The organism is Gluconacetobacter sacchari (assembly GCF_014174255.1).
GTDB classification, from domain to species: domain Bacteria; phylum Pseudomonadota; class Alphaproteobacteria; order Acetobacterales; family Acetobacteraceae; genus Gluconacetobacter; species Gluconacetobacter sacchari.
This window is the reverse complement of record NZ_JABEQJ010000024.1, coordinates 42756-68159: the sequence shown is the minus strand read 5'-3', so window position 1 is coordinate 68159 and position 25404 is coordinate 42756. Positions and strand designations below refer to the sequence as shown.

The window sequence follows — 25404 nt, the reverse complement described above, 5'->3', positions numbered from 1 at the left end:
AATGGCATCCCCGGAAGGGTCAATGCCGTCTGACGGATTTGCAACAGTCGATGTCGCGACTGTCACAAAATCCGTCTTTCCGATCAGGCTGTTGTCTTTCCCCGGGGGCTTGTCACTATGCGGGGGCGGCCCCGGGGGCCGCCACGCCGTCCTGCCCTGATGGAGAAAACATCGATGATCGTCGACCGGCGGATCGGATTATTCATCCTGATGCGCGAAAGCCTGCTGACCTTGACGCTGCTTGGAGCATGGGACGTCTTTGTCGTCGTCATGTTCCAGGTCTTCCATCAGGACTGGATGGAGCAGCCGACCCTGCCGGTGTCGCTGCTGGGCTCGGCCGTCGCGCTCTTCCTGGGCGTACGCAACAACGCCGCCTACGGACGGTGGTGGGAAGCACGGACGCTGTGGGGGGCGATCACGAACAATTGCCGCTCGTTCGGGCGGCAGGCCGGATCGCTGCTGGGTGGCCGGCCGGATCTTGCGTGCGCCATGGCGGCCTATCCCTACGCGCTGCGCGCCGCGCTGGGGCGGCTCGACGGCTCGGCGGACGTCTCCCGGCTGCTGCCGCCCGAGATGCAGGGCGCCATTGCCGGCTGGAACAACCAGCCCAATGCCATTCTCTATCAGATCGGGCTGGCAGTGAACGAGGAAGTGGCGCGCCAGGGCATCGACGGCGCCGTCCATGGCCAGATCGACCGCATCCTGTCCGACCTCGCCAATGCCCAGGGTGGTCTGGAGCGCATTCGCAACACGCCGCTGGCCATCCAGTTCTCGCTGATCCCCCGGCTGGTGGCCAACATATTCTGTGTCATCCTGCCGCTCTCGATGGTGCAGACCCTGGGATGGATCACGCCCCTGGGGTCATCGCTCGTCGGGCTGCTCTTCGTCGCGCTGGATAAAATCGGCAGCGATCTACAGGATCCGTTCGACAATTCGCCACATGCCATGCCGATGCGGACCATGGCCCGGACGATCGAGATCGACCTGCTCCAGCCGGTCGATATCCCCGTCGGCGGCCCCCTCGCCCCGGTGCGTGGCGTGCAGTCCTGAGCGTTTCACGCGGCCATCCCGATGCGAGGATCGAGACAGAATAGGAAAAATGTGATATAAGTTGTCATATGAGCATGTTCAGAACGACCCCCAAAGGCGGTGTGACCGACGCAATGGCTCGCACCGCCGCCGCCACAACCGCCGCACAGGCCAAGACCAAGGTTAAGGACGAAGATCCCTTCCGCGAGGGCGATTCCATCGTCTACGCCGCCCATGGCGTCGGGCGCGTGGACCGCATCGGTATCGACGAAATCGCGGGCACCAAGCTGGAAATGATCCAGATCTCGTTCCCCGGCAACCAGATGACGCTGCGCATTCCGCTGACCAAGGCGCGCAAGGCCGGCCTCCGCAAGATCGTCTCTCGCGAGATCGTGGACAAGGCGATGGCCATCATCAAGGGCAAGCCGCATGTCAGCCGCGGCATGTGGGCCCGCCGGGCCGTCGCGTACCAGGAAAAGATCAATTCCGGTGACCTGGTGCAGATCGCCGAGGTACTGCGCGACCTGCGCCGCAATGTCGACAGTCTGGACGGCAGCTTCAGCGAGCGCAAGCTGTTCGAAGCCGCGCAGGAGCGTTTCGTGGCCGAAGTCGCGGTGCTGGAAGGCAAGGAGCCGGCCGAGGTGCTCGAATCCCTGACGGCGGCCATGAAGGCCGCTTGACCGTTCCGGCCCAACCGGGGCCAGGACGGACCTGTTCGTTCACGCTCCGCCCTGCCCCGTGGCCGCCGGTGACCGGGTTTCGGGCCGCCGCCAGCGGCGGGTCGCCAGGCGCCATGACAGCAGCATCCCCGCTTTCTGCTGTGCCAGCCATCCGCCGCTGACCAGCGCCGGTTCGGCCTTCGGGTCGCCGGTTTCCACCACATTGTGCGCGAAATTCGCCGTCCCCAGCATCATGTCCCACCAGGGAAAGACCGCGCCGTAATTGCACGACCGCCGACCGGCGGAACGCAGGCCGTGATGCACGCGATGAAATTGCGGCGAAACCAGGATCCGCTCGCCCAGCCAGCCGAACCCGACCCGCGTATTGGCATGCGACAGGCTTTCGACCAGCCGCAGGAACAGGATCAGCAACGGAAATTGCAGCGGCGGCACGCCGATCAGCAGCCCGACGACGATGGCCCAGACATAGGACGTCACATCGTCGAGCAGGTGATTCCGGTCATCGGACCAGAAGGTCATCTGCGTCTGCGCATGATGCAGGGCATGCAGCCCGTACCACCAGCCGAAGACATGCGACAGCCGATGACGGACATATTCGGCGAAATCCAGGATCACGGCATACAGGAAGAACGTCGCAACCGGCCAGTCCATCAGGGTCGGAAACACGCTCTCCAGCGTCGGCGGAATATAGCCATGGTCGGTCAGCACGCCGTTCAACCAAGTCTGGATCTCATAAAAGCCGAAAAACGTCACCAGTGGAAACAGGCCGACGCGCGCGACGAGCGTATAGACGATGTCCATGGACACATTGTCGCGGTTTTCCCACCGGCGCAGGGGCCAGAACCGCTCCAGCGGCAGGCAGATCGCCAGGTTCAGCACCACCTGCAACACGCCGTAGATGGCGAACATCGCCCATAGAAAAGACGTATCCTCCCATTCCATCCACCCGAAATGGTAGAGGATCGGGATCAGCCAGTTTTCCTGAATCCATCCGGCAAGCCATGAAAACGGGTCGATCATGCCAGTCATCCTGTCGTCGGTGGCCTCTCCGCGCACTGTACCGTCTTCGGCACGATGGCTCAATGACGGCCTGTGACGTCAATAATTGAACTGGTAGGACAGCCCGACGCTGCTGCCCGGATCGTTCTCCGGGGTGGTGAATCCGGTAACGTTGCCGCCCGTGCCCACGGTCGTGTTCAACTTCAGGCGCCGGGTCAGATCGACCTGAACCTGCGCCTGCGTGCCCGATCCGCTGGTGGCCTGTTTCGCGCCGACATAGACACCGCGCATGACATATTTGCCTGCCTCGACACTGGTGCCGTTGCCTTTGCCGACGCCCGATCCCCCGGTCAGTTGCAGCCGGTCCAGCCCCAGCGTGCTGCGCACCTTGCCCAGCGGATCAAAGGCCGATCCACCGGTCAGGGTTGCAACCGCCGCCGCCATTTCGGCCATCTGGGTCGTCGACAGCGACTGCGCGTCGGTGCCGAACAGCAGGATGGCCATGATCTGGTCCTGCGACAGTGGCGGCGTGGACGAGAACCTGATCTTGGGCGCGCTGGCATAGCCGCCGACGATCAGTTGCGCGGTACCGGCGGTGGTCGCGCGTTCGGCCTCGAAATCCAGCGTCGGATCGATCGCCTGGGTCACGCCAGAGCCATTGAAGGCGACCTGACCCTTCGTGAATTCCAGCGAAATCCCGCCCAGGTTGAAGCTACCCCGGCGCATGGCGAATCCGCCGGTGATGTCGGGTGTGTCGGCCGTTCCGCCAACATGCAGGCGGCCGCGCATTTCGGCGTCCAGACCATGCCCGCGGACAAACATCTGACCCGGCGACGACGCGGTGACATCCAGTCCGACCACGAGACCGCTGGCCTTCTCGGCATCGGACGGCGGTGGCTGGTCGCCAGGGCGGATCACATTCAGGGTCGCGATCGACGGCGGCAGCGCGTTGGGAATATTGATCTCGGCGTGCGGGATGGTCACCTGCCCCACCACGTCGATCCGCGAGGCCAGCGCGCCACGAACCGTCATGTCGGCGTCGATCTGCGCCGTGACCAGATCACTGGCCAGCGGCCGGGCATTCCTGGCCGTGATCCTGAGATCGATGGGCAGGCCGGGCTGCAAGACACCCAACGTCCCGTTGACGGCGATACTGCCCGGCCCGGCTGTGGCCGACAGATTGTCGATCGTCAGCCGGTCATCCTGCGCGATGACCGTGCCCCTCATGTTCGAAAGCTGGATTCCCTGCGCGTAATCATGCACCTGCCCTCCGCTCAGCGTGACGGTTCCCGAGGCTTTCGGCGCCGACAGCGCGCCGCGAACGGCGAGGGACAGACGGGCAATGCCTTCGACCTGCCGCCCCTGCGCCCCGAGATAGGCATTGGCCGCCGAAAGATCGACATGGCCGTCGGCCTGCAACCCGATCGTACCGGACGACCCGGTGGGTACCGTCCCCCGTAGCGCGAGGTCCAGCAGCGATCCCGCATGCGCCGTCGCATCGACCCGCGCCTGGCTGCCCGACAATTGCGCGGTCGCGTCCAGATCAAGCGGCGGCAGGGCACCGCTGAAATCGCTGTGATAGGCCAGCCCCCGGGCCGTCACCGTCACCGTCCCCTGCGGACTGGCTGTCGTGCCGCGCAGGCTCGCCCGCGCGCTGACGGTCCCGTCCGCCCTCAGGGATGGCACGAAGGGACGCGCGATGGCGGGGGAGAGATTGTCGATCGTGGCCGTCAGGCCCAGCATCGGCTTGATGGTGCCCGCCACGTCGATCCTGGCCGGCGCGACGCCGGGCGGAGCCAGCGTCAGGCGCAGGTGATCGACGCCGATCGCCTTGCCGAATCCGATTCTGGCCGGCGCGCTCAGGCGGATCGTCTCGCCTCGCGCATTCGCCTCAAGCGATCGGATGGTGGCCGACTGCCCCGGAGTGTCCACGACCAGGGCGGTGGACAGCGCAGCAGGCGCGCCGGCCAGCGCCTGGAAGGTCGCGTTGGCGCCGATCGCCATCGCGTCGCGCGGCCCGCGCGCCGTCACGCGCACGTCGCCCGCCACGCCCGGCGCCGACACGCCGTCCAGCCGCAATGTCATGTCGGTCTGCGTCGTCCCCAGCGGATCGGTCACGGTGCCGGCCAGCGACAGGGCGCGCAGCCGTGCCTGCGCGCTGGCCAGCGTGCCGTCGACCGCCACCGTCACGACCGGAGGCCGGGCGCCCTGCCCCGGCGCATCCGACGCGGGGTCGGATGTACGGATCGACGCCTTCAGCGCGCCGCTCACCGGCTGCCCCACCAGACGCGACAGGTCGCCCAGGCGATCCATCCGCACGTCCAGCGTGCCCAGCGGAGTGACCCGATGCGGGTTCAGCACCAGATGGCCGCTACCCGAGAGGCTTTTCCAGTCGAGATGCGCCAGATCAATGGTCCGGCGTCCCTGCGGATCCTGTTCGAGGTCGGCGGCGATCGATAGCGGCGCGTCGTCCAGCGTCCCCTTGGCCATCAGCGTGCCCTGGGGATGGGTCGGCAGGTGATGAAAGACCGCATCCAGCATGATCGGGCCGGCCGGCATCTCATTCGTGCCCACTTGTCCTTCGAGATGGGCGGTGGCCGAGAGGTCGGTCATCGGCCCGTTGACCGCCAGCGTCAGTCCCACCTGCCCTCGCGCGGCCGGCGACGCGCGCCGCAGATCGTCGATCGCCAGGTTCGCGGTTGCATCGATCGCGGCGCCGGCCTGGCCGCCAGTGACCGGGTCCGCCGCCGGCGCGGTCGACCGGCTGCCCGAGAATGCCAGATGCACGGCCTGCCCCTCCAGCGCCAGCCGGTCGATCCGTAGCAGGGCCGGATGGTCCACGGTCGCGCTCCGCATCGATGCGCGCAAGGACAGGGTCCCGTCGGGACCGATCAGCGACTTCGCCTGCGGAAGGCCACCGGTGATCGACAGCGGGCCGTCCACCGCCAGCGTTATCGCATCGCCCGGCCGCGCGGGCATCGCGAAGACACCATGCAGACCCAGCCGACCCGCCAGATCGACCCCGCCCGCCGCCGCAAGCGGCGCCAGCGCCGGCACCGCGAAATCGAATGTTCCATGCGATGGCTTTGCCGTCATCACCCGCCCCGCCAGATGCAGCAGCGTATGGTCAAGCCGGACATCCATGGGCCAGCCGGCATCGTCGGGATGCAGGAACAGATCCAGCGTCAGCGGCGCGGATGCAAACAGGCCGGGACGACTGCCGGGGATCGACAATCCGTCGATGGCCGCATGCACATGGGCATCGGAAGGCTGGCCGCCCGTCGCCTCGTGCCCGTCGAAATCGATCGCGATCCGGCGCGCCGCCACCCCCGCCGCCATGGGTTGCTCCAGCATCAGCCGCCCCTGCCCGACCGGATGATGCACATCGCCAGACAGATGCGCATCCAGGACGAAATTCTGCCAGCCGATCCCATCCCGAACGGTCATCTGCGGGGCGCGCATCATGATGGACAGTTGAGATTTTATATTAATAAAATTGATCAAACCATTTATATTGGAAGATATTGTTCCAGATGTTAATGTAAAGGCCAGATGGTTCGCATCCCGTGGACCATCGAGGTCGAGCGTCAGGTGCAATGGGTCCAGTTGGGCCAGCCCGGACGTGCTGGCAAAGCCGCCCGGCCCTTCGTCAGCCGTCAGGTGCAGTCCCAGGCGCCCCGGCACGATCTCGGTCCGCAGGGTCAGTGCCCCGGGGCGATCCAGGCGCTTCAGCGCCAGTTCGATCGACGTCGTGGGCAATGTCGCCACACTGATATCATTCAGCACCGGGGCGATATGGGCCAGCCGGGCCCGGCCATCGAGCGAGAACGCGGCATCGGTTCCCGCGATGGCGGCCCCGACCTCGATCCGCCCGATATGAACGGCGCGCAGATCGATCCCCAGATCGAAGCCGCCACGATTGCTGGAAGAAGACGCGGTACCGCTTTCCTGAAGACGCGGAATGGCAAGCCGGGCGATCGACAGCCGGTCCACCCGCGCCTGGCGGGCCAGCAGATGCGTCGGCCGCCAGTCCAGTTCCAGCCCCTCGATCGACAGCCATGTCCCCTTGTGGTCGTTGAGGCTGATGCGGGCGATCCGCAGCGCGTCGGGGAAACGGCCGGAAATGCCGTCCAGCGTGACCGCGCCGCCCGTTAGCTCGGCCGTCTGGCGCGCGATGGAATGGCGGCCCCAGCCGGTATTGGCCACGATCAGGATCGCCACCACACCCAGCACGGCCACCGCCAGCGGCACGCCGGCCAGCAGGCCGATGGTCCAGACCATGATCCGGGGCCAGGATCGCGCGCGTCCGGCGGGCGGGGGCGATGTATCCGGCGACATCAGAAGGTTTCCCCCAGGCCGAGATAGAGTTCCCACGTATCGCCACGGTTCGGCCGGTTGAGCGGGACGGCGATGTCCACGCGCACCGGCCCGATCGGCGTGTAGTATCGCACCCCGGCCCCGACGCCGACCCTGAGCGTGCCCTGGAACGGCCGGCTGCCGGTGCCGACCTGCCCGGCATCGGCGAACAGCGCCCCACCGAAACTCCGGAACAGCCGCTGGCGGAATTCGAGCGACGCCGCGTCCATCGACGTGCCGCCGATGGCGTATTTGCTGTTGGGGAATTGCGGCCCGACCCCCTGGTAGCGAAAGCCGCGCACGGTCGCGCTGCCACCGGCATACAGGCGCTGGTCGGGCGGGATATCGAAGGTCGAGGCCCCCTGCACGCTGCCCACGATACCCCGCACCGCGATGACGCTGCGCCCGGGGCGGGACAGGCCCAGATGCGTCAGGTCGAAATAGGTCGACGCATTCGCCTGCATGATGGTGAAGAACGATGTGCCATCCAGCAGCGAGGCCGAGGGCGTCACGCTGGCGGCCAGGCGGAAGCCATGGGTGGCGGGGTCGATCGGGTTGCTCAGGCCGGTACTGTCATAGGTCGCCCCGAGGGGCAGTGAAATGATCGTGTAGTCGTTGACCTGCCCCATCTGCTCGATCTGTTCCTGCTCGGCCTGCCCCTCGAACGACACCGTCCAGAGCCGGCCAAGCCGGCGCACCACGCCTGCGCGCACCAGCAGCGCCGTCTGCCGGTAGGAATAAAGCAATTGGCGGATCCCCTCGACGCGCACGCTGAGATTCTGGTCGCGCGATCCGAAATCCGGTTTCATCAGGTCGGCATACACGTCGTAGCCCAGACCCTGCTGGGCCGACCCGCCCAGCCCGGTCACCAGGGCCGTCAGGCGCAGGCGTTCGGCATTGCCGAAGATGTTGCGATGCGTCCAGCTCACGCCGGCGCGACCGCCCAGATCGGTGGAATAGCCGCCCTGCACGGCCACCGTCCGCACCTTGCCCTCGGTAAAGTTCAGCGATAGCGGCATCTGGTTGCCCGCCGTCAGGGGCGGCGCGTCATTGACCTGGACGTTGGAGAACACCCCCAGGCCCGCCAGATCCTGCCGGGCGGATTCGATCCGCGACGGCTGGTACAGATCGTCGGGGTGCATGGTCATCCGCCGCGCGATATAGGCGGGATGCGTGCGCCGCATGCCCGACAGGGTGATCGCGCCGATGGTCACGACCGGCCCGATCCGTACGGTATATTCGATATCCAGCGTGTGGGTGTCGGGCCGGAGCCACGCCTTGGGCGGGTCGACCCGCGCCAGCGCATGGCCTTCTTCCTTCAGTTCGGCCTGGAGGTTCGTCGCCCCCGCCAGCACGTCGGACGCGACGGCCGGCTGGCCGGACGCGACTCCCAGCGCCTTGCTCTGGGCCGGATTCAGCACCACGGGCCCTGTTCCGTCGCCGGCGGCGCGCACCAGCGTCACGCGACCGAGGCGAAAGATCTCGCCACGGGTCGGCGTGACCGTCACCTGCACGACCTGGCCCTTGGGGATCGCCTGCAACCATTCCGGCAGGCGAGGGTCGGTGCCGTCCATGGCGACGGCATCGGGCGCGTTCCTGTCGCCACGCGGCCGCACGCTGATCCGAATCGTCGGCGCGTAATATCCATAGCTTTCAAGCGCGATCCGCAGCCGGCCGTAATCGTTGCGGATCCGGCCGGCCAGGGCGAACGGGCCGACGACGTGCGTTTTCTGGAGCGACAGCAGGCCGGATGACGCGCTGATCGCGGCATCCAGTTCCGCCTCGCCCGTCGGCGTGACGATGGTGGTATAAGGCTGCGGGTCCGCACCGAGCACGATATCCGCCGGCCAGCACAATGCGAGGACAAATACGCTCCGGGCCACGAGGCATCCGCTTCGGCACGAGGGGCCGCCAGCCCCTGCGGCCCGGCCCCGCCGATTCGGCCGATCCGTCCCGCCCCTTCTTCGCCGCGAAATCACGCGAAGCCGCCGCCCCGTTGCCAATGCATCCCTGTCCCGTTCCCGCGCTTCATCCCACCCAACGGCGCCGCCCTGCCGCCTCTCTGACCCATTTATAAGGCAATCATTTGACAAGACGATAAAAAACAATCTCGGAACCGCCGCCGCGCGGTGCCCGATGCGGTTTTTGGCCAGGACTCGGAAAGGTACCTTGACAAAGACCCCGGTATTTTTACCTCATGAGGCAGGTAACGACGCCGCCGCGTCCCGCCCCGCACGAGGGAGGTTTGCCGCACGATGACGCTGTCACGCCCCGACTGCCCTGGCGCGTGCCCTTGACCGGGCGCCCCGCACATATGATGTGTTCCCGCGACCGCGCGGGATGGCCCGGCGGCGCGCCCAGGAAATTTCAATTGTGACCCAGAATTCTGTCCGCCCCACGATGGAGCCCGCCCGCGAGGCAAAGGGACTCCATGTCATCACATGGGGCTGCCAGATGAATGTCTATGACAGCGCGCGCATGGCCGACGTGCTGCGTCCCCTGGGTTACCGGCCGGTCGAAACGCCCGACGCGGCCGATATGGTGATCCTGAATACCTGCCACATCCGCGACCGGGCGGCGGAAAAGGTCTTTTCCGAACTCGGCCGCCTGCGCCTGGTCAAGGATGCCCGCGCCACCGGGGGCCAGCGCACCATCCTGGCCGTCGCCGGCTGCGTGGCGCAGGCCGAAGGGGCGGAAATCCTGGCCCGCGCGCCCTATGTCGATATCGTGCTCGGCCCGCAGACCTATCATCGACTGCCGGAAATGGTGGCACGGGCGGCGCGGGCGGCCGGCGCCGTCATCGACACCGATTTCCCCGCCGAGCAGAAATTCGATTTCCTGCCCGACGCCCAGGCTCCGCAGGTTCCGGGCGGACTCACCGCCTTCCTGACCATCCAGGAAGGCTGCGACAAATTCTGCTCGTTCTGCGTGGTGCCCTACACGCGCGGGGCCGAATCCAGCCGTCCCGTGACGTCGGTTCTGCGCGAGGCGCGGCGGCTGGTGGAGTCCGGCGCGCGCGAGATCACGCTGCTGGGGCAAAACGTCAACGCCTATCATGGCGAGGGACCCGATGGCGGCGTCTGGGGGCTGCCGCGCCTGGCCGAAGCGCTGGCCGCGATCCCGGGGCTGGCGCGCATCCGCTATACCACGTCGCATCCGCGCGACATGGAGGACGCGCTGATCGCCGCCCACCGCGACCTGCCGGCGCTGATGCCTTTCCTGCACCTGCCGGTGCAGTCGGGGTCGGACCGGATCCTGGCGGCGATGAACCGTGGACACACGGCCGCCGAATATCGCGACATCGTGCTGCGCCTGCGCGATGCGCGGCCGGACATCGCGCTGTCCTCCGATTTCATCGTGGGCCACCCCGGTGAGAGCGACGCCGATTTCGAGGCGACGATGCGGCTGATCCGCGATGTCGGGTTCGCGCAGGCGTTCTCGTTCAAATATTCCCCCCGTCCGGGCACCCCGGCCGCCGGTGCGCCGGCGCAGGTCCCGGAGGACGTGAAGGACGCACGCCTGCAAGCCTTGCAGGCCCTGCTGCGCACGCAGCAGGACGCGTTCAACGACCAGACGGTGGGGCGCGTGGTTCCCGTGCTGTTGACCGGCCACGGGCGCAAGCCGGGACAATTGTCCGGCCGATCACCTTATCTGCAACCCGTGCATGTCGAAGGGCCCGACATCCTGATCGGGCAGGTCGCACAGGTGAAGATCCGGGAGCGATACACCAACTCACTGAGTGGAACCCTCATACAGGAGAGAGCCTTCGCTTGAGAGAACAGACGGTATCCGCGATTCTGCCCGGCCGGCGCCCCGCCCGGACGCGCGATCATCAAGCTCCGTCCGACATCGCCGCGATGCGGACGGTCACGCTGCAATTCGACGACAATGCCCTGCTGGCACAGCTCGTCGGCGATCATGACCGTCACCTGCTTCATCTCGAACGTGGATTCGGCATCCGCCTGTCCTGCCGCGGCAACCGCGTCGCCCTCAATGGCAGCCCGGACCGGGTGGAAATCGCCCAGGCGGCGCTGGCCAGCCTCTATCAGCGCCTGCAGGGCGGCGGCGGCGAACTGGACAGCGCCGATCTCGACGCGGCGATCCGCATGGCCGCCGCCCACCACACCATGCCACGCCCGGCAGCCGAAGGACGGCCCAGGATGATCCACGCCCCCGCGCCGATCCCCGATACCCCGCGCGTGCCGCTGGCGGAACTGCCCGCCATCCGCACCAAGCGCGGCGCCATCGCCCCCCGCTCGGCCGGCCAGGCCGCCTATATGGAAATGCTGGCGCAGACCGAAATGGTCTTCGGCATCGGGCCGGCCGGCACGGGCAAGACCTATCTGGCCGTCGCCCAGGCCGTGGCGATGCTCCAGGCCGGCCAGGTGGATCGGATCGTCCTGTCGCGCCCGGCCGTCGAAGCGGGCGAGCGGCTGGGCTTCCTGCCCGGCGACCTGAAGGAGAAGATCGACCCCTATCTGCGCCCGCTCTACGACGCGCTGCACGACATGATGCCCGGCGACCAGGTGGTACGGCGCATGGGCACGGGCGAGATCGAGGTGGCGCCGCTGGCCTTCATGCGCGGCCGTACGCTGGCCCACAGCTTCGTCATCCTCGACGAGGCGCAGAACACGACGGCGGCGCAGATGAAGATGTTCCTGACCCGCATGGGCAGCGGCACCCGCATGGTGGTGACGGGCGACCTGAGCCAGGTCGACCTGCCCTCCGGCGTCACGTCAGGGCTGCGCGACGCGGTCGACACGCTGGAAGGATTGCCGGGAATCGGTATCATGCGCTTCGAGTCTCACGACGTGGTGCGGCACCCGCTGGTCGCGCGCATCGTGGACGCCTATGATCAGCGAGCGGCGGCCGAACGGGACATGTCCCGCAGCAGGGCGCGCCGGGAGAACAATGGAACCGCGAAGTAGCAAACGCCCCGCCGAAACGGACGGGGACGTTATAAGACCGCCGGCGGCCGGATTGGCCGCCGGCCCTCACTCCACCATGACGCAGGACGACCCGGAATGCGACGTGATCGTCGCCGACGCGCGCTGGCATGGCGCGATTCCGGGACTGGCCGCCCTGGTGCGGCGCACCGCGCGCGCCGCCTGGGCCGGCGGCGAGCCGGCACCGGTCACGATCGCGCTGGACAATGACCGCGCGATCCGCCGGCTGAACGCGCGCCATCGCGACCGCAACAAGCCGACGAACGTCCTGACCTTCGATTATCCCGACGGCGTGCCCGGCGGCGATATCATGATCGCGCTGGAAACCGTGCGGCGCGAAGCCCAGGCGGCGGGGCGGCCGATCCGGCATCACCTGATGCACCTGATCGTCCATGGCATCCTGCACCTGCGCGGCCACGACCATCACCAGGCCGGCGAGGCACGGCGGATGGAAATGGAGGAGGCCCGCATCCTGGGCCGCCTGTCCGTTCCCAATCCATGGAAATTCCGCCCCGGCTCGCCTTCGGGCCGCATGGAGGACGCGCAGTGAACCGCCCATTGCCCGACTCCGCGCCGCCCGAGGGCGCGTCGGGTCGGGCCGACGATGCCCATGCGCCGCGCCCGCGTGGCCGGGGCCTGCTGTCCCTGTTCGGCCGAAGGCGCGGCGAACAGGGGCTGCGCCATTCCATCGCCGCCCTGGTGCAGGAGGCGAACGAGGCCGAAGGCGACGGGACCGACGCCAATTCGGAATTGGACCGTCAGGAACGCGCGCTGATCGCGAACGTGCTGCGGCTGCGCGGCATCACCGCCGACGACGTGATGATCCCGCGCGCCGATATCGTCGCCATGTCGGTGTCGGTCAGCCAGGACGAGGCCCTGGCCCTGATGCGGCGCGAGAACCATTCGCGCATGCCGGTCTATCGCGACCAGCTCGACGACATCGTGGGCATGATCCACGTGAAGGACCTGATCGCCTATGCCGGCACCAGCGAGGCCTTCAATGTCGAAACGCTGCTGCGCCAGCCTCTGATGGTCGCGCCGCAGATGCCGGTGCTGGATCTGCTGTTGCAGATGCGCCAGCGGCATCTTCATCTGGCGCTGGTCATCGATGAATATGGCGGCGTCGACGGGCTGGTGACGATCGAGGATCTGGTGGAGACCATCGTCGGCGACATTTCCGACGAGCATGACGAACCGACGGCGGTCCTGATCCAGGACCGGCCGGACGGCACGTTCGACGTCGATGCCCGCCTGCCGGTCGAGGAGTTCGAAAACCGGCTGGGCGCGCTGCTGACCGAGGCCGAGCGTGAGGCCGAGATCGAGACGGTCGGCGGCCTGGTCTTCCGTCTGGCGGGTCATGTGCCGGCGCGGGGCGAGGTCCTGACCCACGAAAGCGGCCTGGTCTTCCGCGTGCTGGATGCCGATGCCCTGCATATCCGCAAGGTGCGCGTGCGTCCGCCACCGCCGGTCCCCTCGCCCGCCTGACCGGATTGTCCATCCTGACCCGCCTTTTCCCGCTATGGGCCATCCTGGTCTCGGCCGCCGCCATCGGCCGGCCGGATGCCTTCATGGTGCTGACGCCGGCGATCACGCCGCTGCTCGCCCTGGTGATGTTCACCATGGGCGTGACGCTGACGGTGGGCGATTTCCGCCGCATCGCCCGCCGGCCGGCGCCGGTCGTGGCGGGCATCGTGCTGCATTACGCGATCATGCCGCTGGCGGCGTGGCTGATCGGGCGGCTGCTGGGCATGCCGCCGGCGCTGCGGGTCGGCATGATCCTGGTCGGCAGCGTGTCCAGCGGCACGGCGTCGAATGTCATGATCTATCTGGCACGGGGCGACGTGGCGCTGTCGGTCAGCATCAGCACGCTTTCCACCCTGGTGGGCATCGTCGCCACGCCGCTGCTGACCCGGCTGTATGTGGCGGCCGACGTGCAGGTCGACGTGCTGGCCCTGCTGCGCAGCATCGTCACGCTCGTCGCCCTGCCGGTTGCGGCCGGGCTGGCCGTCAACATGCTCACCCCGCGTCTGGTGCGCCGGGTGGAGCCGCTGCTGCCCCTGGTGGCCATGATCGCCATCATGACGATCATCGGCGCCATCGTGGCCTCGGCCCGCCCCTCGCTGGCGGCGGCGGGGCCGCTGGTCCTGCTGGGCGTCGTGCTGCATAACGGGGTCGGCCTGCTGGGCGGCTATTGGGGCGGCAGGCTGCTGGGCCTGGAAGAAAGCGCCTGCCGCACCCTGGCGATCGAGGTCGGCATGCAGAATTCCGGGCTGGCCGCGACGCTGGGCCGGCTCTATTTCGGTCCGCTGGCGGCCCTGCCGGGGGCGCTGTTCTCCATCTGGCACAATATCTCGGGCTCCGCGCTGTCGGCCTGGTGGGCGACACGTCCGGCGCCCGCGCCGGCATCCGACCCCTCGCAGGCATCTTGACGCCTGTCCGCTTTGCGGGCTCTTTCCCCTTTTACCGCCCGCCCGTTCCAGCCTGTCGGAGACCGTTCAGTCATGCCCGTTACCCGCCGCACCCTGATCGCGACCGCGACTCCCGCCCTCCTGTTCGGGCAGGCGGTGTCCATCCGCGCGGCCCGCGCCGCCGCCGACCCGCGCATGGCCGTGCGCGCGGCCGGCAACCCGGCCGCCAAGGTGCATGTCGAGGAATGGTTCTCGCTGACCTGCACCCATTGCGCCCGCTTCGCGGCCGAGGTCTTTCCCGAGATCCGCGGCAAGCTGATCGACACCGGCAAGGTCTATTACATCTTCCGCGATTTTCCGCTGGACCAGATCGCCCTGGCGGCGGCGATGATCGCCCGCACCCTGCCGCCGGAACGCTACGAGCCCTTCGTGTTGTCGCTGCTGGCCAGCCAGGATCGCTGGGCCTTCAACCGCGCGGTCAACCCGCAGGACGAATTGCAGAAGATGGCGGCGCTGGCCGGCATGCCGGCCGACCTGTTCCAGAAGACGCTGGCCGACGACACCCTGCGCCAGGCCATCATGGACGAGGAAAACCGCGCCCAGGCCGAATACAAGATCGAGGGCACCCCGACCTTTCGCTTCAATGACAAGGAGCAGGTGGGCCAGGAGATGACGTACGACGATTTCGCGAAAAAGGTCGCCTCGCTGAGCTGATCCGGTCCCTCCCATGACTGCCCGTTTCGTCCGCCTGCGCATCGGCGGATTCAAGAGCTTCGCCGACCCGGTCTCGGTCGAGATCCTGCCGGGCCTGACCGGGATCGTCGGGCCGAACGGGTGCGGCAAGTCGAATGTGGTCGAAGCGCTGCGCTGGGCGATGGGCGAAAGTTCCGCCCGCTCCCTGCGCGGCGGCGAGATGGACGACCTGATCTTCGCCGGCACCGCCGCCCGCCCCGCCCGCAACCTGGCCGAGGTGACGCTGACCCTGGAAGGCACCGAGGGCATCGCGGCGCCGCCGCTGCACGACCAGGAGGAATTGCAGATCACACGGCGCGCGGAACGCGGCGCCGGCAGTGATTATCGCGTCAACAGCAGGCAGATCCGTGCCCGCGACGTGCAGACCCTGTTCGCCGACCTGGCCTCGGGCGCGCGATCGTCGGCCATGGTCAGCCAGGGGCGCGTCTCGGCGCTGGTCAATGCCCGGCCCGAGGAACGGCGCAGCATCCTGGAGGAAGCCGCCGGCATCACCGGCCTGCATGCCAGGCGCCACGAGGCCGAGTTGAAGCTGCGCGCCACCGAGGCCAACCTGGCGCGCGCCGACGATCTGCGCATCCAGTTGGAAGGCCATCTGGGCAGCCTGCGCGACCAGTCGCAGCAGGCGAAGCGCTATCGCGAGATATCCACCGCCCTGCGCGAGTCCGAGACCAGCCTGCTGGCCCTGCTCCATGCCAGGGCACGGCTGGCGGTGGAGCGGGCCGGCCAGATGGCGCGCCAGGCTCGCCAGGCCCTGACCCAGGCCGAAGAAGCCGCTGAAACAAGCGTGGTCGCGGAATTCGAAGCCACGCGCGACCTGCCCGCGTTGCGCGCGCGGGCGGACGAAAGCCGCACCGTGCTGGAACGCCAGAAAATCCTGGCGGAAGGCATGGCGCGCGAGGAACAGCGCGCGGCCGAGGCCGTGCGGGCGGCCACCGAACGGCTGCAACAGGCCGAAGGCGACCATCAGGCCGCGCTGGCGCGCGAGACCGATGCCGGCGAGACGGTCGCCCGGCTCCAGGCCGAGCAGGCCAGCCTGTCCACCCGCCTGTCCGCCCTGCCCGACGACGTGGCGCAGGCCGCCCAAGCCCTGGCCGACGCCGCCGGCAGGGTGCGAGAGAGCGAGCAGATGCTCGAACAGGCCAGCGCCGAGGCCAATGCCGCACAGCTCAACGCAAGCCAGGTCGCCGCATCGCTCCAGGACGCGCAGGCCCGTCACGCCCGCCTGGACGCCCAGCATGCCGTGCTGGTCGCCGAACTGGATGGCCTGCGGGCCGCCCTGCCCGACCCATCGGCGCTGGAAGCCAGGGCCACCGACCTTGCGGCCGCGACCACCCGGCTGGCGGAAGCCCGTGCCGCGCTGGACCAGGCGACGCAGGAACAATCGGACGCGACCCTGGCGGCCAGCCTGGCGCGCGGCCAGGCGGAGGAGGCCCGGCGACGTCATGACGCGGCCTGCCGCGCCCTGGCACACGCCACCGAGCGCGCCCAGGCATTGCACGCCGAACAGCAAACCCTCCAACGCCGGCATGACGAGGCACAGGCCCAGCGCGTCGCCGCCGATCACCGCGACTCGCTGCGCGCCGGCCTGACCCAGGCGCAATCCGCCCTCGATGCGGCCCGCGCCGCGTTGGAACAGGCGGAACTGGACCGTCAGGCCGCCTCCGCCGCCCGCCTCGACGCCTATGCCCGGCTTCAGGAGGGCACCAACCGCCGCACCACGACCCATGCCGCCCTGCAATCGGCGGACACGGCCCATCAGCGCGCCGTCGCGCGGTTGCGCGCGCTGGCCGAGGATCTGGCGAGCGCCCAGGCCGCCGCCATCGCGCCGGACCGTCTGGCCGCCGCCCGGACGGCGCGCGAGGAGGCCGAACGCGGGCTTGCCGACGCCAGCCAGGCCCTGGAGCACGCCGAAGCCGCCCTGGCAGCCGCCGCCGGCGACCGCGACGCCGCCGCCCAGCATCTCAGCACGCTCAAGGCCGACCTCTCCCGCCTGTCGGCGCAGGCCGAAGGCCTGGCCCAGGCCCTGAAGACCGGACAGGACGAGACGGATTTCCGCCCGGTCGTCGAGGACATCACGGTGCCTGACGGGCTGGAAACCGCGCTGGCCGCCGCCCTGACCGACGGGCTGGAGGCATCGGTCGAGCCGGACGCGCCACGCCGATGGCATGCGCTCTCCCCCCTGCCGTCCACGCCGCTGCCCGGCCCCGATACCGTGCCCCTCGCGGCATTGGTCAGCGCTCCGCCCGCCCTCGCCCGGGCCCTGACGGCGATCGGCCTGGTGGATGACGGCACATCCATGCAGGCTCAGCTTCTGCCCGGCCAGAGCCTGGTGGCAAGAGACGGCGCCCTGTGGCGCTGGGATGGATACCGCGTCGCGGCCGGCCAGCCCAGCCGGGCGGCCCTGCTCCTGCGGCAACGCAACCACCTGCGCGAGACCGAGGCGGCGCGTCAGACACGCCTGACCGACCTGCCGATCGCCGAAGCCGCCCTGGCCTCGGCCGAACAGGCCCGGTCGGTGGCGGCGGAGTCCGTCGTCACCGCCCGCGCCGCGCGCGGGGCCATCGAGGCCACGCTGCGTCAGGCCCGCACCGATGAGGCCGAAATCAGCCGGCTGGATGCCACGGCCCGCGCGCGGCTGGAGACCCTGCAACCCCAGCATGACCAGGCGGCGCTGGCGCTGGCGGAAGCCGAAACCGCGCTGGGCGCGGCAAGGCAGGCGGCGTCGGACCTGCCGGACGCCGCCCAACTGGCCCAGCGGCACGAGGCGGCCCGCCAGCAGGAACAGGCGGCGCAGACCACCGAGACCGCCGCGCGCGACGCCCGCAAACGCGCCGAAACCGCCCTGGAGGCGGCAAAACGCGCGGACGACACCACCGCCGCCCGCCATAACGAGGCCGAGGCCCGCCTGGCGACCATCGTCCCCGAACTGCACCGCATCGGCCGCGAGGCCGAACAGGCCGAAGCGGCCCGGCAGGAGGCCGAATCCACCCTCGCCGCCCTGCCCCCCGGCGCCGACACCGAGTCGGCCCTGGCCGCCGCCGAAACCCGCGCCCGGAACGCGGCATCCACCCACGAGGCGGCGCGGCACCATGTGCAGGATGCGGAACGGGCGCTGGAACAGGCCCAGACCGCCCACGCGGCCCAGCAGACCACATTGATCGAAATCCGCAGCGTGCTGGATGCCCAGGCGCCGCGCCTGGAGGCCCTGCGGCAGGAACGCGACGACGCGGCCGACCTTCTGGCCCGCATCACGGCGCAACAGCAGGCCCTGCCGGATCAGGACGCGATCGCACACCGCGTCGGCGCGGCGCGCGCAGCCGTGGCGGCGGCCCGCCAGACCGAGGACGAGGCCCGGCAACGCCGCGCGACCCTCGCGGGCGAAGAGCAGACCATCCAGGCCCGCCTGGCCGGAATCGTGGCCACCCTGGCCGACTGGACCGCCCGCCAGGCGGCCGCGACCGTCGAATTGCAGGGCGCCTCGACCCGTCTGGACACCGCGAAGACGGAGCATGCGCGTCTCGCCGCCATGCCCGACGAGATGATCCTTACCCGGCAGAACGCCCGGGCGGCGACAGACGAGGCCGAATCCAGCCATGCCGAGGCCGCCCGCAAGCTGGCCGAGGCCGAAGAGGCGCTGGCACGGTGCCAGACCGCGCGCCGCGACGCCGAGGCCGCCCTCGCGGCCGGGCGCGAGGCCGTGTTGCGCGCCGAAGGCCGGCACGAGCAGGCCGAAGCCATCCTGGCGCAGTTGCTGGCCGAAACGCCCGAACCGCCGGGCATCGTCCCGCCCGACCTGACGGAGGCGGCCGAGACCGGCCTGCGCCGCAAGATCGCCCGCCTGACCCGTGAGCGCGAGGAGATGGGACCGGTCAATCTGCGCGCCGAACTGGAAGCCGACGAGGCCGAGACGCGAATCACCACCATCCAGCGTGAGAAGGACGAACTGGACACGGCCATCGCCCGGCTCCGTGGCTCGATCGGGGCGCTGAACCGCGAAGGGCGCGAGCGTCTGCTGGCGGTATTCACCGAGGTCGACCGGCATTTCCAGTCGCTGTTTGCCCGCATGTTCAATGGCGGCCGGGCGCATCTGGGCATGGTGGGCAATGACGATCCGTTGCAGGCGGGGCTGGAGATCTATGCCCAGCCGCCGGGCAAGAAGCTGGCCACGCTATCGCTGCTGTCGGGCGGCGAGCAGGCGCTGACGGCGCTGTCGCTGATCTTCGCGGTGTTCCGTTGCAACCCGGCACCGATCTGCGTGCTGGACGAGGTCGACGCGCCGCTGGACGACGCCAATGTCGGGCGCTTCTGCGCCCTGCTGGCCGACATGGTGGCGGAAGCCGGCACGCGCTTCCTGGTCGTGACCCATCATCAACTGACGATGGCGCACATGGACCGGCTCTATGGCGTGACGATGCAGGAACGCGGGGTCAGCCGAGTACTGTCGGTCGATCTCGACCACGCGGCGACCATGGCCGGCCATGCGCGAAATAACGAGGCGTCCTGACGCTCGTCAACCGGACACCCGCCAGCAGGAGGCCGAATCGGCAGAAAATGATCCTTTTCATATCGTCGGGACATCCGCAACTTTTTAACTAGAGAATTCAATCAAATTTTCGCGTGATGTGATATTCCCGCATCGTCTTCAAACCTTCACGGGCAATCCAGGAACTCTCTCCGGTATGAGCGCGGCGTCACTTCGCCCCCCTCATTGGAAAGATTTCGATGCCGCCGTCGTTCTTCCGGAACTCCGTTACCCGCCCCGCCAACCGAGTGGCGACGCGCCGCGGCGCCCTGCTGACGTCCACGTTGCTGGCACTGGGCGTCGCATCCGCTCATGCCGCCGATCTGCCGCCGGCTGCGTCGGCGCCCAAGACGGGCGCATCGAAAGCCGCGATGCCGTCGGCCGCGGCCGTTCCGGCAACCGAGCAGATCATCTCGACCGCGCATCGCACCCGCTCCGAGCAGAGCGTCAGCCATGTGGAAATGCAGCGCATCCTCCCGGGCATCAACCCGGTCAAGGCATTGGAAATCCTGCCCGGCGTGGTATTCGAAAACGCGGACCCATGGGGCAATAACGAACAGAATTCCTCCTTGTTCATCCATGGGTTCAACCAGAATCAGTTGGGTTTCACGCTCGACGGCGTGCCGCTGGGGGACCAGGCCTACGGCAATTACAACGGCCTTACGCCACAGCGCGCGGCCATCAGCGAAATCATGGGCGGCGCTTCGGTTTCGACAGGCGCCGGCGCGCTGGGAACGGCCTCGACCAGCAACCTCGGCGGCACGCTGGAATTCCTGACGCAGGACCCGCTGCATCGTGCCGGCGGCCAGTTGAGCCAGACGTTCGGAAGCTGGTCGACATTCCGCACCTTTGCCCGCATCGACACCGGCACGTTCGGCAACGGCAATTCAGCCTATGTCGCCTGGGCCCGCCAGGATGCCCGCGCGTGGGATTTCGCCGGCCATCAGGGCGGCAATCAGGTCAATGCCAAGTTCGTCCACGAGGATGACAATAACAGGATCACCAGTTTCTTCGACTGGTCGGACAAGGTCGAGCCGAACGAAGACAGCATCTACGATCCCCAGTATACGACGCTTTACAAAAAGCCGTTCATCTATCCGAACCTCGGTGAGGCGCTGAAATATTACAATTCGACCGAATATAAAGATGCCGGATTGAATTACAGAAACTATTATTCAGCCGCCCAGCGCGAAGATTTCCTGGCATACACCAAGTGGACGCATGATTTTTCTCGAAATCTCCACTGGGACAACCAGATTTATTATCATCATGACGGCGGAGAGGGCGTAGTGGCAGGGCCGATTTCGGCCGCCGGCCTCCCCGTGCTGTTCAGCGCCTATTATCCCAGCTACTCGCCCTCGCAGTTATCCCAGGTTTTCGGCGGCAGCGGCATGGCCACGCGCACGACGGAATATTGGGACAATCGCGGCGGCCTCATCTCGACCCTGCGCTACCATCTGGGCAACCACCATATCGAATTGGGCGGCTGGTACGAGCGCAACAACAACACGCAGGCCCGGCGCTGGTATCCGTTCTCGGCATCCGACCCGACCACGCCGTACCAGCGGCAGCAGAACCCGCTGATCCACCAGTATACCAATTACTTCTATACCAATACCTGGACGACCCACCTCCAGGATACGTGGCAGGTTTCCCGGACCTTCTCCCTGAATGCCGGCTTCAAGTCGGAACTGGTCTATACGAACGGCACCCTGCCCGTCGCCAGCAAGTCGGGCTCGACGGTTCCCGGCGGCACGATCGCGGCGGTCCGCCCCTTCCTGCCGGCGTTCGGTGCGCTGTGGAACATCACGCCGCATGAGCAGTGGTTCGCCAACATCCAGGAAAACATGCGTTCCTTCCAGGCCGAAGGGACCGGAAACGCCACGCCCTGGGGCGTCACCACCCAGCAGGCGTTCGACCATTTCCGCGATCATGGCCATCCGGAAACCTCATGGACCTACGAAACCGGCTTCCGTACCAACCGTGACATCTCCTTTGGCCCGCTGACGCATCTCAGCGGCCAGTTGGAATATTATCACGTGCATTTCTCGAACCGGCTTCTGTCCGTCGCGTCCGCGCCCAACCTGTCCTGGATTGTCGGCAGCGCCAATATCCTGACCAATGTCGGGTCGGTATCGACCGACGGCATGGATTTCTCCTTCACCTCGCAGTTCGGCCGTCATTTCTCGTTCTACAACGCGCTGTCCTACAACAAATCGGTCTATAACGACAATTACTCGGCCGGAACGACAATCGTTCAGACCGCGGGCAAGAACGTAGCGGGCGTTCCGAACTGGACCGAGAAATTCGTCGCTTCCACCAACTGGGGCGACTTCAACGCCCAGTTCATCGGCGATGTCATCGGCAAGCGATACACGACCTACACCAACGACCAGCATGTCAGCAGCTACGCCTTGTTCAGCCTGAACGCGGGCTACACCATTCGCGGCATTCCGCATGTGCGCGGGTTGAAGGTCCAGGGCAACATCACCAATCTGACGAATACCAAAGGCTGGTCGACCCTCAGCATCGGCAACGCGTCGACCACCTACTCCGCCTATCCGATCGCGCCGCGCATGTATTTCCTGACACTGAGCGCCGAGTTCTGATCACCGCCGCTCAAGGCCGCGCCGACACGTCTTCCGGTCGGAGCGGCCTTTACTTTTGCGCCTGATGTAACAGGCGCGGCAACGTTTGTGCCGCGCCTGTCGTGTCACCGGGATAGGCCGCCGTCAGCCCGGCAGCATCGTGCCAGTCTCGATGAAGCGCTGATGCCAGGACAGTGATTCCGTGAGCAGATGCGGGAATTGCTGACCAAAGGAGCCTTCCCGGGCACGCTTGTAGTAATCCAGCAGCAGCGGGCGATAGTCCGGATGCGCGCAATTGCGGATGATGGTTTCGGCCCTCTGCCTGGGCGACAGGCCGCGCAGGTCGGCCAGGCCCTGCTCGGTCACCAGCACCTGCGAATCCTGGGTGATGTGGTCGACATGCGCCGCCATCGGCACGATGGCCGAAATCTTGCCGCCCTTGGCCGTCGAAGGCGTCATGAAGACCGAGATATAGGCATTGCGCGCGAAGTCGCCCGAACCGCCGATGCCGTTCTGCACGCGCGACCCCATGACCTGGGTCGAGTTGACGTTGCCATAGATGTCGGATTCGATCAGCCCGTTCATCGCGATGCAGCCAAGCCGGCGGATCAGTTCGGGATGGTTGCTGATATCCTGCGGACGCAGGATGATCTTGGAGCGGAACTCGGCCATGCGGTTGTTCAGCGATTCCGCGGCTTCGGGGCTCAGCGAGAAGGCGGTGGCCGAGGCGACGCGCATCTTGCCGGATTCCAGCATGCCCAGCATGCCGTCCTGGATCACTTCGGTGAAGGCCGTCAGGTCCTCGAACGGCCCTTCTTCCAGCCCGCTCATCACCGCGTTGGCGACGTTGCCGACGCCCGACTGTAGCGGCAGCAGCGACGGCGGCAGGCGGCCCTTCGCCACTTCATGGCGGAAGAATTCCATCAGATGGCCGGCAATGGCCTTGGCCGATGCGTCGGGCGGCGAGAAGGGCGCGTTGCGGTCCGGTGCATTGGTCTCGACCACCGCGATGACCTTCGACGGGTCGATCTTCAGCGTAGCCTGGCCGATCCGGTCATCGGGGCGGAGCAGCGGGATGGCCACGCGATGCGGCGGCAGGGCGGTGCCGTACCAGATGTCGTGCATGCCCTCCAGCGCCGCATGCTGCCAGCTATTGACCTCGATGATCACCTGACGGGCGGATTCGACCCAGGCCTTGTTGTTGCCCAGCGACGATGACGGGACGATGCTGCCGTCCTCGCGGATCGCGACGGCCTCGATGACGGCCGTGTCCATCTCGCCGAAGAAGCCCTGCAATGTCATCGGAGCCACATGGCTCAGATGCATGTCGAGATAGTCCGTCTCGCCGCTATTGATGCGGCCGCGCAGGATCGGGTCGGAGTTATAGGGCATCCGGAACGAGATGCCGTTCACCTTGGCCAGTGCGCCGTCCAGTTCCGGTCCGGTGGACGCGCCGGTGAACAGCCGGATGCGGAAGTCGTTCCCCAGCCCCTTTTCCTTCTCGATAATCGCGGCAAGGGCCTGCGGAACGGCCTTCGGATAGCCCGAGCCGGTAAAGCCGCTCATCCCGACCATGCTGCCCGGGCGGATATGTGTGGCGGCCTCCTCGGCGGTGGTCACTTTTGCCCGGAAGGCGGCGTTCCGGATACGGCTATGATCGATCATGGAACCTTTCCTCGTGTCTTCTCGTTATCTTGTTCTTGTACTGCATCTTGTACTGCATCTTGGTCTTACTGCGCGGGTCAGGCCGCCCTGATCCTGCCGCGGGGACAGAATACCGTATCGGACGCCAGGCCGGCCCGACAGGCCATCTGTTCTCTTTCCTGGCAGACGCGTCACAACAAAAGAGTGTTATCCGCAGCCATGTCCGACCCGAGCGATCCGAAAGGCGAGCATGAGCGCCTGATGAACATGGCGCTGGGGCGCGTGCCGCAGCGTCTGCGCGGGGCGATCGACTGGCTGCGCGTCCCGTCCCGCCGTCCGGCCCGCATCCTGGCGGGATTCCTGCTGATCGTGGGAGGATTGCTGTCTTTTCTGCCGATCCTGGGCCTGTGGATGCTGCCGCTGGGGCTGATCCTGCTGGCCGAAGACGTGGCACCGATACGCCGCGTCCTGGACCGCGTCATCATCCACATCTCCCGCCGACACCCCGAATGGCTGGCGCCGCCCAGATAAAAACGACTGGCAGCCATGCGCTGGCCATGCATTCAGGGGGCGCCGATGGCGGAGATATGGCGAAATCGGCTCCCCCGCCCCATATCCGACGAAAGGCCCGCCGCACCCTCCACCGTGACCGAAGCCACCATGACGCTGAATCACACCCAGTCCGCCGACGACACAGTCTGGAAAGCGCCTCACCTGCCCGCGCCGGCCGCCATGCCGGCCGACGGCACGGAGATGTGGCGCGACCTGGCCGCGCTGGAAGCCCTGATCGCCGGGCGCCCGATTCGGGTGGTCGGCGACGTGCATGGCGATCTGCGGGCCTTCGAACACGCGGTGGCGACGGAGCGATTCGTCATCCAGCTTGGCGATCTGGTCGATCATGGACCCGACAGCGTCGGCACTTTCCGGCTGATGCAGCGCCTGCTGGACGACGGGCGCGGGCTGTTCATTCTGGGTAATCACGACCGCAAACTGGCGCGCGCGCTGGCGGGCCACAAATTACGTTTCGATGCCGCGCTGAACGAGACGATCCGCCAGTTCCGGGCGCCGGAGAATGACGACGTCCATCACCGGGCGGTGCAGGACATCGCCGGCGCTCCGCCCTGGATCGTGCTGGGACGACGGATCTTCGTGCATGGCGGCTTCCATTCGCGCATGCTCGACGAGCCCCCGCCCCCGGGCCTGGGGGTCGTCACCCCCCTGCTGTCGCGTGCGCTGTTCGGCGAGACCACGGGCCGCACGCGCAAGGATGGCTATCCGGAACGGCGACTGAACTGGGTCGACCACGTTCCGCCCGGCTATACCGTCTATTGCGGGCATGACCGCCGATCGACCGACGGCCGCCCGTGGGTCCGCGCCGGCCGCGCCGGCGGCCGATCGGTCTTTACCGACACCGGCGCCGGAAAAGGCGGCCATCTTGCATGGATCGATCTGCCCGCCGAGGACTGAAACACGGTATAA

At 67.4% G+C, this 25404-nt stretch carries 16 protein-coding genes; 12 read left to right on the top strand and 4 right to left on the bottom strand.

Features of this window, described 5'->3' with window-relative positions; translation table 11 throughout:
- The first annotated feature begins 174 nt into the window (after positions 1–174).
- Positions 175–1050 (top strand): bestrophin family protein, encoded by an 876-nt coding sequence (locus HLH48_RS16475; RefSeq protein WP_182998566.1) that lies wholly within the window; start codon positions 175–177, stop codon positions 1048–1050.
- 68 nt (positions 1051–1118) lie between these two features.
- Complete coding sequence (locus HLH48_RS16470) at positions 1119–1709, top strand: CarD family transcriptional regulator (RefSeq protein WP_182998565.1); 591 nt, start codon at positions 1119–1121, stop codon at positions 1707–1709.
- Between the two features lie 39 nt (positions 1710–1748).
- Here HLH48_RS16470 and HLH48_RS16465 read toward each other — a convergent pair whose 3' ends face one another.
- The 3 genes from HLH48_RS16465 to HLH48_RS16455 all read right to left on the bottom strand — a co-directional run bounded on the left by HLH48_RS16465 (position 1749) and on the right by HLH48_RS16455 (position 8899).
- A complete protein-coding gene (locus tag HLH48_RS16465) occupies positions 1749–2729 on the bottom strand; it encodes a sterol desaturase family protein (protein ID WP_182998564.1) in 981 nt (326 codons plus the stop codon).
- Positions 2730–2807: 78 nt separating this feature from the next.
- Positions 2808–7046, bottom strand: coding sequence for a translocation/assembly module TamB domain-containing protein (locus tag HLH48_RS16460; protein ID WP_182998563.1), 4239 nt, complete (start codon positions 7044–7046; stop codon positions 2808–2810).
- Entirely contained in the window at positions 7046–8899 is a 1854-nt protein-coding gene (locus HLH48_RS16455; RefSeq protein ID WP_343065436.1) for an autotransporter assembly complex protein TamA, read from the bottom strand. The genes HLH48_RS16460 and HLH48_RS16455 overlap by 1 nt, the downstream gene beginning before the upstream one ends.
- 565 nt (positions 8900–9464) lie before the next feature.
- On the opposite strand from HLH48_RS16455, the gene miaB reads away from it, so the two are divergent.
- From miaB to HLH48_RS16415, 8 genes are all read left to right on the top strand, one after another.
- Entirely contained in the window at positions 9465–10838 is a 1374-nt protein-coding gene (gene miaB / locus HLH48_RS16450; RefSeq protein ID WP_246387419.1) for a tRNA (N6-isopentenyl adenosine(37)-C2)-methylthiotransferase MiaB, read from the top strand.
- Between the two features lie 83 nt (positions 10839–10921).
- On the top strand, positions 10922–11992 hold the full coding sequence (locus tag HLH48_RS16445) for a PhoH family protein (RefSeq protein ID WP_182998589.1): 1071 nt from the start codon (positions 10922–10924) through the stop codon (positions 11990–11992).
- Between the two features lie 76 nt (positions 11993–12068).
- Entirely contained in the window at positions 12069–12560 is a 492-nt protein-coding gene (gene ybeY / locus HLH48_RS16440; protein ID WP_246387415.1) for an rRNA maturation RNase YbeY, read from the top strand.
- A complete protein-coding gene (locus HLH48_RS16435) occupies positions 12557–13495 on the top strand; it encodes a hemolysin family protein (RefSeq protein ID WP_373320281.1) in 939 nt (312 codons plus the stop codon). The genes ybeY and HLH48_RS16435 overlap by 4 nt, the downstream gene beginning before the upstream one ends.
- 5 nt (positions 13496–13500) lie before the next feature.
- On the top strand, positions 13501–14439 hold the full coding sequence (panS, locus tag HLH48_RS16430; protein ID WP_182998559.1) for a ketopantoate/pantoate/pantothenate transporter PanS: 939 nt from the start codon (positions 13501–13503) through the stop codon (positions 14437–14439).
- Between the two features lie 72 nt (positions 14440–14511).
- Positions 14512–15132 carry a thioredoxin domain-containing protein gene (locus HLH48_RS16425; protein WP_182998558.1) on the top strand — a complete coding sequence of 207 codons (621 nt, stop codon included), beginning with the start codon at positions 14512–14514 and terminating at the stop codon, positions 15130–15132.
- 13 nt (positions 15133–15145) lie between these two features.
- Positions 15146–19675: an AAA family ATPase gene (locus tag HLH48_RS16420; RefSeq protein WP_182998557.1), complete on the top strand. Its 4530-nt coding sequence runs from the start codon at positions 15146–15148 to the stop codon at positions 19673–19675.
- A gap of 218 nt (positions 19676–19893) precedes the next feature.
- Positions 19894–22302 carry a TonB-dependent receptor gene (locus HLH48_RS16415; protein ID WP_182998556.1) on the top strand — a complete coding sequence of 803 codons (2409 nt, stop codon included), beginning with the start codon at positions 19894–19896 and terminating at the stop codon, positions 22300–22302.
- 123 nt (positions 22303–22425) lie between these two features.
- On the opposite strand, the gene HLH48_RS16410 is transcribed toward HLH48_RS16415, so the two are convergent.
- Positions 22426–23946, bottom strand: a complete 1521-nt coding sequence (locus HLH48_RS16410; RefSeq protein ID WP_182998555.1) for an acetyl-CoA hydrolase/transferase family protein — start codon at positions 23944–23946, stop codon at positions 22426–22428.
- 198 nt (positions 23947–24144) lie between these two features.
- Here HLH48_RS16410 and HLH48_RS16405 point away from each other — a divergent pair, with 198 nt between their 5' ends.
- Positions 24145–24456, top strand: coding sequence for a hypothetical protein (locus HLH48_RS16405; RefSeq protein WP_246387414.1), 312 nt, complete (start codon positions 24145–24147; stop codon positions 24454–24456).
- Positions 24457–24678: 222 nt separating this feature from the next.
- Positions 24679–25392, top strand: a complete 714-nt coding sequence (locus tag HLH48_RS16400; RefSeq protein WP_246387418.1) for a metallophosphoesterase — start codon at positions 24679–24681, stop codon at positions 25390–25392.
- The last annotated feature ends 12 nt before the right edge of the window (positions 25393–25404 follow it).

Excerpts from the sequence above, each read along its gene's own strand:
- HLH48_RS16400 (WP_246387418.1), top strand. The coding sequence starts at position 24,679 with ATGTGGCGCGACCTGGCCGCGCTGGAAGCCCTGATCGCCGGGCGCCCG.
- HLH48_RS16420 (WP_182998557.1), top strand. The coding sequence starts at position 15,146 with ATGACTGCCCGTTTCGTCCGCCTGCGCATCGGCGGATTCAAGAGCTTC.
- HLH48_RS16445 (WP_182998589.1), top strand. The coding sequence starts at position 10,922 with ATGCGGACGGTCACGCTGCAATTCGACGACAATGCCCTGCTGGCACAG.
- ybeY (WP_246387415.1), top strand. The coding sequence starts at position 12,069 with ATGACGCAGGACGACCCGGAATGCGACGTGATCGTCGCCGACGCGCGC.
- miaB (WP_246387419.1), top strand. The coding sequence starts at position 9,465 with ATGGAGCCCGCCCGCGAGGCAAAGGGACTCCATGTCATCACATGGGGC.
- HLH48_RS16425 (WP_182998558.1), top strand. The coding sequence starts at position 14,512 with ATGCCCGTTACCCGCCGCACCCTGATCGCGACCGCGACTCCCGCCCTC.
- HLH48_RS16410 (WP_182998555.1), bottom strand. The coding sequence starts at position 23,946 with ATGATCGATCATAGCCGTATCCGGAACGCCGCCTTCCGGGCAAAAGTG.
- HLH48_RS16415 (WP_182998556.1), top strand. The coding sequence starts at position 19,894 with ATGCCGCCGTCGTTCTTCCGGAACTCCGTTACCCGCCCCGCCAACCGA.
- HLH48_RS16475 (WP_182998566.1), top strand. The coding sequence starts at position 175 with ATGATCGTCGACCGGCGGATCGGATTATTCATCCTGATGCGCGAAAGC.
- HLH48_RS16460 (WP_182998563.1), bottom strand. The coding sequence starts at position 7,046 with ATGTCGCCGGATACATCGCCCCCGCCCGCCGGACGCGCGCGATCCTGG.
- HLH48_RS16470 (WP_182998565.1), top strand. The coding sequence starts at position 1,119 with ATGAGCATGTTCAGAACGACCCCCAAAGGCGGTGTGACCGACGCAATG.
- HLH48_RS16405 (WP_246387414.1), top strand. The coding sequence starts at position 24,145 with ATGTCCGACCCGAGCGATCCGAAAGGCGAGCATGAGCGCCTGATGAAC.
- HLH48_RS16465 (WP_182998564.1), bottom strand. The coding sequence starts at position 2,729 with ATGATCGACCCGTTTTCATGGCTTGCCGGATGGATTCAGGAAAACTGG.